The sequence below is a fragment of the Gibbsiella greigii genome, assembly GCF_039540155.1.
Classification (GTDB): domain Bacteria; phylum Pseudomonadota; class Gammaproteobacteria; order Enterobacterales; family Enterobacteriaceae; genus Gibbsiella; species Gibbsiella quercinecans.
Genome location: NZ_BAABEM010000006.1, coordinates 387,029 through 401,167, shown reverse-complemented (window position 1 = coordinate 401,167; position 14,139 = coordinate 387,029). Strand labels below are relative to the sequence as shown.

The window sequence follows — 14,139 nt, the reverse complement described above, 5'->3', positions numbered from 1 at the left end:
GTTTAGGCTGTGTCCCCAAAGCCCGTCCTCTGCGTTATCGGGCTTGAACATAGGCCCACTATGCTCTGCGCCCGAAGCCTTGATGACGGGCTTTGGACGCAACGACGGCACCACGACCTATTGCGGGACACAGCCTAGTGTGTCAATACCTTTTTTACGCACAAGGAACTGGCAGTATGAGTACCGAGTATCGTATCGACAGCGAACATCTTAATGCATTTGTGCAAACGCTCTGGCGGCACGCGGGCAGCACGCCCCGTGAAGCGGAGCTGGTGGCCGAGCATCTGATTCAGGCCAACCTTGCCGGGCATGATTCCCACGGCGTCGGGATGATCCCTACCTATATGTCGTCGCTGGCGCAGGGGTATTTGCAGCTCAACGGCCAGATCAACGTGGTGCGTGACGCCGGGGCTGTGTTGACCATCGATGGCGGTAAGGCTTTTGGTCAGGTTGCGGCCTACCAGGCGATGGAAAAAGGCATCGAGCGCGCGCGGCAATTGGGCTTGGCGGCGGTGGCGTTGAACAATTCCCATCATATCGGCCGTATCGGCCACTGGGCTGAACAGTGCGGCCGCGCCGGTTTTATCTCCATCCATTTTGTCAATGTGGTGGGCGATCCGATGGTGGCGCCGTTTGGCGGCAGCGATCGGCGTTTCGGCACTAACCCATTTTGTGTGATTTTCCCCCGGCCAGGCAAAAAACCGCTGTTGCTGGACTTTGCCACCAGCGGTATCGCCTTTGGCAAAACCCGCGTGGCATACAACAAGGGCCAGCGCGTGGCGCCCGGCTACCTGATTGATGCCGAGGGGCAACCGACCGTCGAGCCGAAAGTGATGCACGAGCAGCCCTATGGTTCGTTGCTGCCGTTTGGTTTCCACAAGGGTTATGCGCTGGCGACGCTGTGTGAAATTCTCGGCGGGGCGTTGTCCGGCGGCCAGACTACCCACGATGAAACGCTGCAGACCAGCAACGATGCCATCTTTAACTGCATGACCACCCTGATCCTCAATCCGCAAGCCTTTGCCGCGCCACAGATGCAGCAAGAGGCGGAAGCGTTTCTTGCCTGGGTGAAAGAATCGCCGCAAAGCGGTGAGGCGCCGATACAGGTGCCGGGCGAGTGGGAAGAGTCCAACCGCGCGGAGCGGCGTGAGAAGGGCATCCCGGTGGATGCCAATACCTGGCAGCAAATCTGCGAAGCAGCGCATAAGGCTGGCGTGCCGGAGGCAGAGATAGTGCGCTATCAGGCGTTGGCGCACGCTTAATGCCCGCAGTGGGTGCCTTGCCCCCGGCCGTAGACAGCGCCGGGGGAGGGAGGATTAATCGTTAAAGAACCAGTAGCCGCTGTTGACCAGCGCGCTAAGCAGGGCGAGGAACGACGGATCGTCCAGCGCCGCCCCCAGCATGGCGGCATCCACACTGTAGTGCTGGCACAGGGCATCCGCTGCCTGCAGGTGCGGGGTGTCTATCAACTCGCCGTTAACGAAGCAGCGGTCGCCGACGCGCAGCACGCGCAAGCCCCCCAGCCGTTGCAGCGATTCCCCCTGTTGCAGCAGATCGTAAATTTCCCCGGCCTGGTAAGGCGGCTCTGGCGGCGCTACATCCAGTTCATGGCGTGATTGCGAAATAAACTCGCCAAACCAGCGCTGGAATTGTTCCGGTTGTTCAACCAGTTCCAGCATCATCTTGCGCAGGGCGTCCACTTCTTGCGGCAACACGCTGGCTGGGCTATCGCGCAGGGCAATGTCCGGATCGCCATAGCGCCGGCTGCCCAGTTCGTGCGCCAGCACGTAGTCGGCAAAACCGCTCACCAGTTCACGGCCATTCGGCGCCCGGAAGCCGACGGAATAATTGAGCGCACTTTCCAGGGCATAGCCTTCATGCGGGAAGCCCGGTGGAATATACAGAATATCGCCCGGCACCATCTCTTCATCAATGATGGCGTCGAAGGGCTCCACCTGCAGCAGATCCGGGTGTGGGCAGTGCTGTTTCAGCGGCGTTTTTTCGCCAACGCGCCAGCGGCGGCGCCCGGCGCCCTGAATGATAAAAACGTCGTACTGATCGAGATGCGGGCCGACGCCGCCGCCCGGTACGGAGTAGGAGATCATCAGATCGTCAATCCGCCAGTCCGGCAACGTGCGGAACGGGCGCATCAGCGCGCTGGAAGGCTCATGCCAGTGATCGACGGCCTGTACCAGAAGTGACCAATCGTTCTCCCCAAGATGATCGTAGCTTTCGAAGGGGCCATGCGCGACCTGCCAGCGGCTATCCTGGTGGCTGACCAAGCGGCTATCCACTTCGTTTTCCATCGCCAGCCCGGCCAGCTCATCCGGGGTGATGGGATCGATAAAATTCTTGAAGCCTTGTTTGATAATCACCGGGCGCTTTTGCCAGTAGCGTTGCAGAAAGTCGTTCCAGTCCAGTTCGAGTTGATAGTCCATGTTCTATTCCAGGATAGAGGAGTGAGCCTGATGGCGATTATACCGATCAAACGCCACGTTGTATGTGCGTTAGCCTTGTTACTCGGCGATCCCTGGGCCATCGCCCTATGGCGCCGCTGGCCGCTGCATTCAGGCCAGGGCGACACATTTACTCATGGTGGTGCGGCTCATGCTGGCGGGAGAAGGTGACCTGCATGCGCGCGCCGCCTAACGGGCTGTCGCTGATGGTGATTTGGCCGTCGTACTGTTCAATGATTTCTGCCGCGACCGATAGCCCCAGCCCCTGGCCGGGGCGCATGGTATCGACGCGGCGCCCGCGTTGAAAAATAAGCTCACGTTTGCTCTCCGGGATCCCGGGGCCGTCATCGTCAATGACGATGGTCAGATCTTTCTCCGAGTGCAGCGAGGTGATCTCGACAAACTCCAGGCAATATTTGCAGGCGTTCTCCAGAATATTGCCCATCACTTCCATAAAGTCGTTTTTCTCGCCGACGAACGTCACTTCCGGCGAGATATCCAACGTCAGCACCACGCCTTTGCGCTGATAAACTTTGTTTAGCGCCACCACTAGGCTATCAAGCAGCGCCGGCACGGAGTGGATCTCGCGCGTCAGCACCGTTTGCCCGGAGTTGATGCTGGCGCGGTGCAGGTAATAACCGATCTGCTGCGAAATACGGCTGATCTGCTCGAGCATGATCGGCTCGGCGGATTCGATGGTGGTTTCTTTGCCGGCGCGCAGTGAGCGCAGGGTGGTTTGCAGCACCGCCAACGGCGTTTTCAGGCTGTGGCTCAAATCGGATAACGTCGTGCGGTACTTGGTATAACGCTGGCGCTCGTTGTTCACCAGAATGTTCAGGTTGCGTACCAGCCCGCGCAGCTCGCTGGGTGGGTTTTCGTCCAGGTGCTCGCGCGCGCCTTCCTCCAATTCTCCGACCTGTTTGATCAGCATTTTGATTGGCCGCAGGCTCCAGTGGGCCGCCAGCCAGAGCAGCGGCACCACCAGCAGCAGATTGGCCAGCAGCACATAGCTAAACCAATCCCACACCACATCGGAGCGTTGCAGCTCCTGCGGGATGGAATCAACCACCACAACGGTCAGCGCCGGCAGGTTGGCGGTGGCGGCGTATTTGTTCACCGCCACCGAGTGGGTAAGCGCGTCCTGATCGGTATCGTCGTAGCCTTTCAACTGCGCCTGCGCTTTGGCGTTGTCCCCCAGCACTTCGCTACTGATGCGCACGTTGGTGTCGATCTCGTAAAAGCCGGATTCCTTCAACCACTCTTTTTGAATCAGCGGCTCCAGCTCCGGCATTTTGCGCTGGCTCCACAACAGCCGGCCTTGTTCATCATAGATAAACACCAGCGTCGGCACGTTGAGATCGAGCCCCGGCGGAATGGCGATGGTCAGTTGGCCGTTGTTCCATTGCGCCAGGCTGAAATACAGGTTGCTTTCACTGCGCAGCAAACGGAAGGCGCTTTTATCGAAGCTGACGATATAGCCCACCACGGCGACCATGCCGTAAGACAAGGAGAGCGCCAAAATGACGCCCGCCGTGGCCATTAGAAAGCGGGCGCGCAGTGAAAATGGTTTTTTATCCCTATAGAACATGAGACTCACTTAGTGTCGAATCGGTAGCCCTGACCACGCACCGTGGTAATCACTTCCTGTGGATGAACGGCCTGCAATTTTTTGCGCAGGCGCCCCATGAGAACATCAATGGTATGGCTTTCGCGCAATTCCGCATCCGGGTAGAGCTGCAGCATGAGCGAATCTTTGCTGACCACCTTGCCGGCGTTGCGGATCAGCGTTTCAATAATGGTGTATTCGAACGCCGTCAGTTTGATTTGTTCTTCGTTAACGCTCAGTTCACGGCGAGAGAGATCGATCTGGAACGGCGGCATCACGATGACTTGCGAAGCCAGGCCGCTATTGCGGCGCATCAGCGCCTGCATGCGCGCGATCACCTCTTCCAGGTGGAAGGGTTTGGTGACATAGTCGTCGGCCCCGGCTTCCAGCACGGCCACCTTGTCCTGCCAGCTTTCGCGTGCGGTGAGCACCAGAATCGGCAGCTTCATCTGGTGGGCGCGCCAGCGGCGAATCAAGCTCAGACCGTCTTCACCCGGCAGCCCCAAATCGATAATGGCGATATCCGGCGCGTGCTCTTGCAAGAAATAATCCGCTTCCTTGGCGTCTTCGGCGGCATCCACCTGGTGCCCCATATCACGCATTTGTACTGAAAGGTGATGCCGTAGCAAACCATTATCTTCAACTACCAATACTCGCATGGGGCTCTCCTGTGAAATATGCGGGCGGAACACCTGTCTCTCGCCTTTAAAGGTAACGCGTTTGGCGCCAGGGGAATAATAAACCGTCGCCAATTATCATATAAGTTTGCCGTTATGGTAGGTATAACCTTCCCCAGAGGCAAGCCGCCACGAATTGGCGGCGAAAAACAGCGCTAGTGTTATCGAATACTTAGCCAATATTAGCAACGGTAGATAAACCACGGTTCAACAATGCCGTGCTCTGTTTAAAACAGCGTTAGAAGTGCGATCTGATGAATAAAATGTGACCATGATCGTGGTAAAACCATAAAGGTATTACTAAGGTATTTTATAGGTGTCATATTGATGCCAGCACCAGGGTCTTCCTCCGCTCGCCTGGCTGCCAGGGCCGGGTGGGTTTTCAAGTCAGCAAGGATATAACAATGAAACGTCCTCATCTGAAGCTGTCTGTCATGATGTTTATTGAGTGGTTTATCTGGGGGGCGTGGTTTGTCCCTTTATGGCAATACCTGAATAAACTGGGCTTTACCCCGGGTGAAATCGCCTGGGCCTACAGCAGTACGGCGATTGCGGCTATCTTGTCACCGGTGTTGGTAGGGGTTATCGCCGATCGCTATTTTGCCGCGCAAAAGATACTGGGTTGGTTACACCTGGCCGGCGGGGTACTGATGTTTATCATTGCCTGGCAGAGTGAGTTTGCGGTGTTTTTCCCCTTGCTTGTGGTTTATGCCATTACCTATATGCCTACAGTGGCGCTGACCAACAGCATCGCGTTCGCCAATATTGAGGATACGGAAAAAGAGTTTCCACGCGTTCGCGTGCTGGGGACGCTGGGCTGGATTGCTTCTGGCCTAGTGATTGGCTTTATGTTGCCGCCGCTGCTTGGCATGGGGAATATCTCCGATACTAACCTGCCGTTGATCATTACCGGCGTCGCTGCCATTTGCCTTGGCCTATACAGCTTTATCCTGCCGGACACGCCGGCAAAAGGCAGTGGGGCCGTGGATATCAAAGCACTGTTGGGCCTGAACGCCATTGGGCTGTTGAAGGATCGCTCGTTTGCCGCCTTTGCGTTGTGCTCTTTTCTGTTCTGTATGCCGCTGGCTTTCTATTACCAGTTTGCCAACGGCTACCTGACGCAGGTTGGCCTGCCGGATGCCACGGGCTGGATGACGCTTGGCCAGGTCTCGGAAATTTTCGCCATGCTGGCGTTGCCGTTATTGCTTAAGCGCTATGGCATCAAAAAGGTGTTGATGCTGGGGTTTATTACCGCCGCTATCCGCTACATTTTCTTTATCTACGGCGGCACTGCCGATGTTTGGGGTTATAGCATGCTATTCCTCGGCATTTTGTTGCATGGGGTCAGCTACGATTTCTATTTTGTGACCGGCTATATCTACGTCGATAAAAAAGCGCCGGCGCATATGCGCACCGCTGCGCAAGGGTTGATCACGCTGATCTGCCAGGGATTGGGCAGCTTTATCGGCAATTGGCTCGGTGGGCGAGCAATGACAACCTTTTCCTTGGCGCAGCCGCGTGACGGTATGACCTTTGACTGGTTTGCGGTGTGGGGCGTGGGCGCCGCCATGGTTGTGGCGGTGATGCTGCTCTTTCTGCTGTTTTTCCGCGAACGCAGCCATACCATCACACCGATAGTGATGTCGCAGAATTAACCGCCAGACCGGGTGCCCGGTAATAAATTATTTTCAGGAGCAATACATGAAGCAATTAACCCAGCGTCAACGCGTGGTGGGCGCACTTTATGGGCAAATGCTGGGCGATGCGTTCGGCATGCCCTCGGAGCTGTGGCCGCGTGAGAGGGTTAAGCGCCATTTTGGCTGGATCGATCGGTTTCTTGATGGGCCGGCTGAAAATAACGCGGCCTGCTATTTCACTGCGGCGCATTATACCGATGACACTGCGATGGCATTGGCGTTGGCCGATGCATTGGTGGAAACCGAAGGCAAAGTGGTACCGGAACGGATTGCACACAACGTCCTTCGCTGGGTAGACGGCTTTGACGCGTTCAACAAGAACATTCTTGGCCCGAGCTCGAAACAGGCGCTGCGGGAACAAAAGCAAGGCACACCGATAGACGCGCTGGAAAACAACGGTGTGACCAACGGCGCGGCCATGCGCATTTCACCGTTGGGGTGCGTGTTGCCCGCTGCGCCGCTGGAGCGCTTTTACCAGCAGGTCTGGCTGGCTTCCAGCCCCACGCATAAATCCGATATTGCCGTGGCTGGGGCCGTCGCCGTTGCCTGGGCGATATCTCGGGCGATCGAAGGCGCAAACTGGACGCAGATCCGCCTGGCATTGCCGGGCGTGGCGGACTATGCCCAGCGCCGTCGGGTGACGACTTTCAGCCCATCCCTTGCCGCGCGTATCGAACTGGCGTTTCAGGTGGTCGAGCAAGCAGCAGGCACCGAGCAGGCATCTGAGCGGATTTACCAACTGGTGGGCGCCGGCGTCAGCACCATCGAGTCCGTTCCTGCGGCATTGGCCATGGTGGAACTGGCACAGACCAATCCGAACCAATGTGCGATCCTTTGCGCCAATCTGGGCGGTGATACCGATACCATCGGCGCAATGGCCACCGCCATCTGCGGCGCATTGAATGGCGTTGAAGCGTTTGACCAGCAACTGTTGGCGGAGCTTAAGCGCGTTAACCCGGTTGATATCAATGCCTATGCGCAGGCGTTTCTGCGTTTCCGCCAGGATTGGCAGGAGGGAGAATGAGCGATGACGAACGGCGTGATCTGCTATACCGCCTGGGGCAAGGGGCGTGGCGCCAGCAGAACCCGGTAACGGTTGTGGGGGCAGCCGTGATGGATATGGTGGTGAAGGCCAATGCGTTGCCGGTGCGCGGCGGAGATTTAGCCGTTCAACTACAGGGTTACCATCTTGGCGGCTGTGCGCTCAATATCGCCGTTGCGCTTAAGCAACTCGGGATCGCCAGCCGTAATTTACTCCCGCTGGGGCAAGGCCCTTGGGCTGAGCGGCTGAGAGTGGAAATGGCGCAGCGCGGCGTAGATTCCGCTCTGGAGGTTGGCGAGCAGGATAACGGTTGGTGCATGGCACTGGTAGAGCCTGACGGTGAACGCACCTTTATTTCCATTGATGGCATTGAGAACCAGTGGCGCCCGGCGTGGCTTCCGGCCACGGTTGAAGGGTTACTGTACCTTTCCGGCTATCAGCTTAGCGGGAAACAGGGCGCGGTGCTGGTGGATTGGATGCTGCGCCTGCCGCCGCAGGTGCGGATCGTACTGGATCTTGGCCCGCGCATTGATGTGATGGAGCCCGCGTTGCTGCAGCGGTTGATCCGCCCCGGCGTCATTCTGACGCTAAACCAGCGCGAAGCGCAGCATCTGGGGCTGCAGCATGATCTTGCTACATTCAGCCGCCAACAGTGGCAGATCACACGGCAACCGGTCATCATACGCTGTGGTAGCGAAGGCTGTTATTATTACGCACAAGATGATGATTATGGTTGGGTTGCGGCCTGCAAGGTGAAGGTGGCGGACAGCATTGGCGCCGGCGACAGCCACTGCGCAGGTATATTGGCCGGGCTGGCACTAGGGTTAACCACGCGCCAGGCGATACTGCTTGCCAACAGCGTCGCCGGCTATGTCGTGGCGCGGCCGGGCGGCAGCAACGCGCCCACGCTGGCACAAATGTTGACCAGTGAAGGGATCAGTCTTCGCTGATAAATTCGTACATGTCGCTGCGGCAGTAGCTTTCGCTGTATTCAATCGGTTTTTTCTGGCGATCGAACAGTGTCTGCTTGATGATCAACAGCGGTATCGGCTCTTGCAACTGTAGCGCCTGCTGGGTTTCCTCATCGGCCATCGCGGCGCTGACCTGGCTGCGTAGGCTGCCTAGCTCCATATTGTGCAAGCGGAAATAGTCATACAGCGAAACGCCGATCTCTTCAACGTTGCCGATAGCTTCCGCCACCACATAGGAAATAGCGACTGACATTGGGCGCTGATCAATGAAGTGAATACGCTTGAGCTTGTACACCAGAGCGTTTTCCGCCAACGCGAGTTTTTCGGCCAATTGCCCATCGGCAGGGATCTGTTCACGGCTGATCCACACCGTATCGGGTTTGCGCCCTTGCAGCATCACTTCCCGTGAGAAGCCTTTGGCATCGGCCAGCGAATAGGCCAGCTTCGGCTCTGGCGGGCGGGGCTGGATAACGGTGCCATAGCCGCGGGTGCGGCCAATGATGCCATCCTGTTCCAGGCAGGCCAGCGCTTTGCGCACCGTGATACGCGAAATACCAAGCCGTTCGGTGAAGTGGCGTTCGCTCGGCAGAAAATCCCCCGCGCTTAGCACGCCCTTCGCAATGGCTTGGCGCACGGACTCGTTAAAACGCAGGTATAGCGGCGTGGCACCGGCGTTGGCCAGATCCTGCTGCAGTTTGTCCAACAGTTGCTGGTTGGTATCGATGCTCATGGCTGCCCGAAATCCTGTTGTCTCAAAGCGATAGTCCTTACTTTAAGGTGAGCCGTCTGGGCGTGCAACTGTGTTGCGTCACCGCCGTTGGTGGATGCTAAATGCTTGTTGGATAGTTATACCCTAATGTGGGTGCAATCAAATGAGGCTTCCCGGCTCGGCGGATTGGCTGGTTTTCTCTCCCGCTGTCGTAGCGTATTCTCTAACGATAAGCGGCGTTTGGCTGCCTTAACGGAGGATGTATGGCGATTAATCAATACGGGCAGCCCGTGGGCGAACCGATGGTGGGCTGGCAGGGGGCGCAGCGGCCGGTGGGGAAAACCTTGGCGGGGCAGTCTTGCCGGCTGGAGCCGCTGGAGCCGGAACGCGACTATGAGGCGCTGTACCAGGCGTATGCGCAAATACCCGACGGGCGGGACTGGACCTATTTGCCGACGGAAAGGCCGGAAAATGCCCCGGTGCTGTTGCAGCACTTGCAAAACATGCTCAACAATCCTGGCTTGGTTAACCTGGTGGTGGTGGATACGCAGGCACAGCGGCCGGTGGGATCGGTGGCCTTTATGCGGATTGATCAGGGCAACGGCGTGCTGGAGATCGGCCACGTGTGCTGGTCACCCCTGATGAAGCGGCAAACCAGCGCCACCGAAGCCATCTTTATGATGCTGCGTTACGCCTTTGATGAATTGGGTTACCGGCGTTGCGAATGGAAATGCGATAGCCTGAACGCGCCTTCACGCCAGGCGGCGTTGCGCTTTGGCTTCCTGTTTGAAGGGCGGTTCCGCCAGGCGGTGGTCGTTAAGGGGCGCAACCGCGATACCGATTGGTTTGCGATAACCGCCGATCGCTGGCCGGCCATTAGAACGGCGTTCACCCACTGGCTGGCTGCTGAAAACTTTACCGCAGATGGGCAGCAACGGCAGCGGCTACAGGCGTTTATGCATGTAGCGTAAGTATTGCGGCCAATAAAAAAGCCGGCCGGTTGCAACACCGGCCGGCCTGGTAGGCGAGGGGCGCCTGCCCAACGCTTATTTCAATTCGTCGACCATGCGGGTGGCGCGGCCGATGTAGTTGGCCGGCGTCATTGCCTTCAGGCGGGTTTTTTCTTCTTCCGGCAGTGCCAGGCCGTCGATAAACGCCTGCATGCCGGCGGCGTCTACGCGCTTGCCACGGGTGAGCTCTTTGAGCTTCTCGTAAGGCTTCTCGATGCCGTAGCGGCGCATCACGGTTTGAATCGGCTCCGCCAGCACTTCCCAGTTGTGATCCAGTTCGTCCAGCAGGTGCGCCTGGTTCACTTCCAGCTTGCTGATGCCTTTCATGGTCGCCTGATAGGCGATCAGCGCATAGCCCACGCCGACGCCCAGGTTGCGCAGCACGGTGGAGTCGGTCAGATCGCGCTGCCAGCGGGAAACCGGCAGTTTGCTGGCCAGGTGGCCCATCACCGCGTTGGCCAAGCCCAGGTTACCTTCGGAGTTTTCAAAATCGATCGGGTTGACTTTATGCGGCATGGTGGAGGAACCGATTTCACCGGCGATGGTTTTCTGTTTGAAGTGGTTCAGCGCCACGTAACCCCAGATATCGCGATCGAAGTCGATCAGGATGGTGTTGAAGCGTGCCACGCAGTCGAACAGTTCGGCAATGTAGTCATGCGGCTCAATTTGGGTGGTGTACGGGTTCCAGGTGATGCCGAGCGAAGTGACGAACGCTTCGCTGAAACGGTGCCAGTCTACTTCCGGGTAGGCGACAATGTGGGCGTTATAGTTGCCGACGGCGCCGTTGATCTTACCGAGGATTTCAACGCGTTCCAGTTGGCGGAACTGGCGTTCCATTCGATAGGCAACGTTAGCCAGTTCTTTACCGACGGTTGACGGCGTGGCTGGCTGGCCGTGGGTGCGCGAAAGCAGGGGGATATCACGATATTGCTGCGCCAGGCCCTTGATGGCGTCGATCAACTTGCGCCAGTGCGGCAGCAGCACGTCCTGACGCGCGGTTTGCAGCATCAGCGCATGCGACAGGTTGTTAATGTCTTCCGAGGTGCAGGCAAAGTGAATGAATTCAGAAACCGCATGCAGGGCCGGCACCGCCGCCACTTTTTCCTTCAGGAAATACTCAACCGCTTTGACGTCGTGGTTGGTGGTGCGTTCGATGGTTTTAATGCGCTGAGCGTCTTGTTCGCTGAATTCCGCGACGATCTTGTCAAGGAAAGCGTTTGCGTCGGCATCAAATGGGGGAACTTCCCTGATTTCTGCGCAGGCCGCCAGTTTTTGCAGCCAGCGTACTTCAACCTGTACGCGGAATTTCAGCAAACCGAATTCGCTGAAAATGGTACGCAGTGCGCTGACTTTATCACCGTAGCGTCCATCAACGGGGGAAACGGCGGTCAGTGAGGATAATTCCATCGGTAGCAACTCCTGGGAAGATTAACAATGAGCAACGATATTTTGCGCCTGTTTGAACAGACGATTACGGGAAAACATTAACTGCAGGCGGCTGCCGCCAACCTGTTGCCACAGCACGGCGGCACGGATGCCGGCCAGCAGCGTGGCGCGAACCTTGGCCTGCACCTGCGGGTTTTGCAGCACGGCAGGCGAGCCGGTAACCTGGATACGCGGGCCGAGTGGGGCGACTACGTCGACATAGATCCCCGCCAGGGCGCTGATGATGGTGTCCGATTCCAGCTCAAAGTGAGCCAGTTGGCGCTCCAACTGGCCCAGGCGCTCGCCCAGGGTATCCATCGCCTGTTTTTTGGCGTTCAGCTTGCGCTCCAGCACCATCAGGCTGATGGTGTAGCGCGTCAGCTCGGCGCCCATGCCTTTGCTGTTGGCATTGAGCACGCCCATCAGCGTTTCCAGGCCCACCTTAAGGTTGCGTTCTTCGCCGCCGAACACGGCCAGCGTTGACGGCGGATCGGTTTGCAGTAGGCTATTCAACGATGTATGAAATGCTTCGCGATCGCATTGCCCTTCATGCGCCAGTTGTTGAACCAGGCGCGCCGACTGGCTGATGCCAGCCATGGCCAGCGTGATATCGTAATAATTCTTTGCCACGATGACTCCTGTGAACGTTGTCGGCAGCCTGCCGCAGCATATGTTGCCGGGTTGGCAGGGGGCCGGCGCCGCGTGAGCGGCCTGGCATGGCAACAACGGGTGACACTCTTTGCCGCGGATCATGCCATAAAACGTGGGCTAAACCCAGCGTGGCATGCGCATTGCACCCGCTGCCGGCGGCCGGCAGCGGCCTTACGCCTGATTAGGCCTCAGTGAGCGGCAGGCGCTGTTCAATGATCCCGCCGCCCAGGCAGACTTCGCCCTGATAGAATACCGCTGACTGGCCAGGGGTGACCGCCGCGACGGGTTCATCAAACCGCACCTCGATGCGATCGGCATCAAGCGGGGTTACGCTGCAGGGCAGATCCTGCTGACGATAGCGGGTTTTCACCGTGCAGCGGAAAGCGCCCGCCAGCGGTTCGCGATCGACCCAGTGCAACTGTTGGGCAATCAGCCCAACGGACATCAGACGAGGGTGCTCGTGGCCTTGAGCGACAACCAGCACGTTATTGGCGACGTCTTTATCCACCACGTACCAAGGATCTTCACTGCTGTCTTTCATACCGCCGATGCCCAGGCCCTTGCGTTGCCCCAGCGTATGGTACATCAACCCCTGATGCTCGCCGATGGTTTGGCCGTCAACGGTGACGATCGGGCCTGGCTGCGCGGGCAGGTAGCGTGCAAGGAAATCACGGAATTTGCGTTCGCCGATAAAGCAGATGCCGGTAGAGTCTTTCTTTTTCGCGGTGACGAGATCCAACTGTTCCGCGATACGGCGCACTTGGGGTTTTTCCAGTTCACCCACCGGGAACAGACTTTGTGCCACCTGCTCGTGGCTTAGGGTGTACAGGAAGTAGCTCTGGTCTTTGTTGCCGTCGACGCCGCGCAGTAGGCGGCTTTTACCGTCGACGTCCTGGCGGCGCACATAGTGCCCGGTGGCGATATAATCCGCGCCCAAATCTTCCGCCGCAAATTCCAGGAAAGCTTTAAATTTGATTTCCTTATTGCACAGAATATCGGGGTTTGGCGTGCGCCCGGCTTTATATTCTTCCAGGAACAGCTCAAACACGTTGTCCCAGTATTCCGCCGCAAAGTTCACCGTGTGCAGTTCAATGCCGAGTTTATCGCATACGGCTTGCGCATCGGCCAGATCGGCCGCGGCAGAGCAGTATTCCTCATCATCGTCCTCTTCCCAGTTTTTCATGAACAGCCCAGCGACTTGATAGCCCTGTTGCTGTAACAGATAGGCGGTAACGGATGAGTCGACGCCGCCGGACATCCCGACGATTATTTTTTTCTGGCTATTGTCTGACATGGGAATCTCACGAGCTTGAACACGAATGAACCGTGCAGGTAAAAACAAGCGCAGGATTTTATCACGGTGCCGCCGGCGACGCACGGCACTTCTTGCTGCGTAGCCGAACCGTTATTGGTAATGGCTAATCAGCGACAGCGGGTAATGTTCATTGCGTTGGTAGCAGCGCAGGCTTTCCGCCACCAGCGGCGAACGCAGGTTGCCGGCAGAAAGAATTTGCTCGGCCGGCAGCCATAAACAGCGATCGATATCGCTGTCGTGCGGCTCGGTTGGCAACGTATCCGCTAACTCAATGGCGAAACTGAAGCGCAAGAACGGCGTGTTGTCGGGGGCGGTCCACTGGTGCAGTTTGAGGAATGACTGCGGCGTGGCGCGGATGCCGGTTTCTTCCCACAGTTCGCGTTCTGCCGCTTCGATCAACGTTTCATTGGCTTCCAGATGGCCGGCCGGTTGGTTCCACAACGCCTTGTTATTAATGGTTTCCTCAACGATCAGGAAACGGCCTGCGGCGTGCACCACGCAGGCCACGGTAACGTGGGGTTTGAACATGCTGTTTCCTTTGTTTTGCTAGTCTGATGCTTTGCTCGGGCTGGCTCTCCTC

13 protein-coding genes are annotated in these 14,139 nt (G+C 57.7%); 5 read left to right on the top strand and 8 right to left on the bottom strand.

Features of this window, described 5'->3' with window-relative positions; translation table 11 throughout:
* Positions 1-176: 176 nt before the first annotated feature.
* Complete coding sequence (locus AC559G_RS05070; RefSeq protein ID WP_498911739.1) at positions 177-1,262, top strand: dehydrogenase; 1,086 nt, start codon at positions 177-179, stop codon at positions 1,260-1,262.
* Between the two features lie 54 nt (positions 1,263-1,316).
* Here the strand turns inward: AC559G_RS05070 and AC559G_RS05065 are convergent, their stop codons facing one another.
* From AC559G_RS05065 to phoP, 3 genes are all read right to left on the bottom strand, one after another.
* Positions 1,317-2,438: a ribosomal protein uL16 3-hydroxylase gene (locus tag AC559G_RS05065; protein ID WP_498911738.1), complete on the bottom strand. Its 1,122-nt coding sequence runs from the start codon at positions 2,436-2,438 to the stop codon at positions 1,317-1,319.
* A gap of 148 nt (positions 2,439-2,586) precedes the next feature.
* On the bottom strand, positions 2,587-4,044 hold the full coding sequence (gene phoQ / locus AC559G_RS05060) for a two-component system sensor histidine kinase PhoQ (RefSeq protein WP_498911737.1): 1,458 nt from the start codon (positions 4,042-4,044) through the stop codon (positions 2,587-2,589).
* A gap of 5 nt (positions 4,045-4,049) precedes the next feature.
* Positions 4,050-4,721 (bottom strand): response regulator transcription factor PhoP, encoded by a 672-nt coding sequence (gene phoP, locus AC559G_RS05055; protein WP_498911736.1) that lies wholly within the window; start codon positions 4,719-4,721, stop codon positions 4,050-4,052.
* A 422-nt stretch (positions 4,722-5,143) separates the two neighbouring features.
* On the opposite strand from phoP, the gene AC559G_RS05050 reads away from it, so the two are divergent.
* Genes AC559G_RS05050 through AC559G_RS05040 form a run of 3 tightly spaced genes read left to right on the top strand, consistent with a single transcriptional unit; the run spans position 5,144 to position 8,428 of the window.
* A complete protein-coding gene (locus AC559G_RS05050; protein ID WP_498911735.1) occupies positions 5,144-6,394 on the top strand; it encodes a nucleoside permease in 1,251 nt (416 codons plus the stop codon).
* A gap of 46 nt (positions 6,395-6,440) precedes the next feature.
* Entirely contained in the window at positions 6,441-7,460 is a 1,020-nt protein-coding gene (locus AC559G_RS05045; protein WP_498911734.1) for an ADP-ribosylglycohydrolase family protein, read from the top strand.
* On the top strand, positions 7,457-8,428 hold the full coding sequence (locus AC559G_RS05040) for a carbohydrate kinase family protein (protein WP_498911733.1): 972 nt from the start codon (positions 7,457-7,459) through the stop codon (positions 8,426-8,428). Before AC559G_RS05045 ends, AC559G_RS05040 begins: the two co-directional genes overlap by 4 nt.
* On the opposite strand, the gene AC559G_RS05035 is transcribed toward AC559G_RS05040, so the two are convergent.
* A complete protein-coding gene (locus AC559G_RS05035) occupies positions 8,415-9,179 on the bottom strand; it encodes a GntR family transcriptional regulator (protein ID WP_498911732.1) in 765 nt (254 codons plus the stop codon). The genes AC559G_RS05040 and AC559G_RS05035 overlap by 14 nt on opposite strands.
* 242 nt (positions 9,180-9,421) lie before the next feature.
* Here AC559G_RS05035 and AC559G_RS05030 point away from each other — a divergent pair, with 242 nt between their 5' ends.
* Complete coding sequence (locus AC559G_RS05030; protein WP_498911731.1) at positions 9,422-10,129, top strand: GNAT family N-acetyltransferase; 708 nt, start codon at positions 9,422-9,424, stop codon at positions 10,127-10,129.
* 75 nt (positions 10,130-10,204) lie between these two features.
* Here AC559G_RS05030 and purB read toward each other — a convergent pair whose 3' ends face one another.
* The 4 genes from purB to AC559G_RS05010 form a co-directional block, all read right to left on the bottom strand.
* A complete protein-coding gene (gene purB, locus AC559G_RS05025; RefSeq protein WP_438599528.1) occupies positions 10,205-11,575 on the bottom strand; it encodes an adenylosuccinate lyase in 1,371 nt (456 codons plus the stop codon).
* Positions 11,576-11,596: 21 nt separating this feature from the next.
* The gene (gene hflD, locus AC559G_RS05020; protein ID WP_438599527.1) at positions 11,597-12,223 is read right to left on the bottom strand and encodes a high frequency lysogenization protein HflD; all 627 of its coding nucleotides are present in this window, start codon (positions 12,221-12,223) and stop codon (positions 11,597-11,599) included.
* Positions 12,224-12,425: 202 nt separating this feature from the next.
* Complete coding sequence (mnmA, locus tag AC559G_RS05015) at positions 12,426-13,538, bottom strand: MnmA/TRMU family protein (protein WP_498911730.1); 1,113 nt, start codon at positions 13,536-13,538, stop codon at positions 12,426-12,428.
* Between the two features lie 111 nt (positions 13,539-13,649).
* Entirely contained in the window at positions 13,650-14,087 is a 438-nt protein-coding gene (locus AC559G_RS05010; RefSeq protein WP_438599525.1) for an NUDIX hydrolase, read from the bottom strand.
* Between the last annotated feature and the right edge of the window lie 52 nt (positions 14,088-14,139).

What these genes read in the sequence shown, in the direction of transcription:
- AC559G_RS05070 (WP_498911739.1), top strand. Translation starts at nt 177, where the DNA reads ATGAGTACCGAGTATCGTATCGACAGCGAACATCTTAATGCATTTGTG.
- AC559G_RS05065 (WP_498911738.1), bottom strand. Translation starts at nt 2,438, where the DNA reads ATGGACTATCAACTCGAACTGGACTGGAACGACTTTCTGCAACGCTAC.
- phoQ (WP_498911737.1), bottom strand. Translation starts at nt 4,044, where the DNA reads ATGTTCTATAGGGATAAAAAACCATTTTCACTGCGCGCCCGCTTTCTA.
- phoP (WP_498911736.1), bottom strand. Translation starts at nt 4,721, where the DNA reads ATGCGAGTATTGGTAGTTGAAGATAATGGTTTGCTACGGCATCACCTT.
- AC559G_RS05050 (WP_498911735.1), top strand. Translation starts at nt 5,144, where the DNA reads ATGAAACGTCCTCATCTGAAGCTGTCTGTCATGATGTTTATTGAGTGG.
- AC559G_RS05045 (WP_498911734.1), top strand. Translation starts at nt 6,441, where the DNA reads ATGAAGCAATTAACCCAGCGTCAACGCGTGGTGGGCGCACTTTATGGG.
- AC559G_RS05040 (WP_498911733.1), top strand. Translation starts at nt 7,457, where the DNA reads ATGAGCGATGACGAACGGCGTGATCTGCTATACCGCCTGGGGCAAGGG.
- AC559G_RS05035 (WP_498911732.1), bottom strand. Translation starts at nt 9,179, where the DNA reads ATGAGCATCGATACCAACCAGCAACTGTTGGACAAACTGCAGCAGGAT.
- AC559G_RS05030 (WP_498911731.1), top strand. Translation starts at nt 9,422, where the DNA reads ATGGCGATTAATCAATACGGGCAGCCCGTGGGCGAACCGATGGTGGGC.
- purB (WP_438599528.1), bottom strand. Translation starts at nt 11,575, where the DNA reads ATGGAATTATCCTCACTGACCGCCGTTTCCCCCGTTGATGGACGCTAC.
- mnmA (WP_498911730.1), bottom strand. Translation starts at nt 13,538, where the DNA reads ATGTCAGACAATAGCCAGAAAAAAATAATCGTCGGGATGTCCGGCGGC.
- AC559G_RS05010 (WP_438599525.1), bottom strand. Translation starts at nt 14,087, where the DNA reads ATGTTCAAACCCCACGTTACCGTGGCCTGCGTGGTGCACGCCGCAGGC.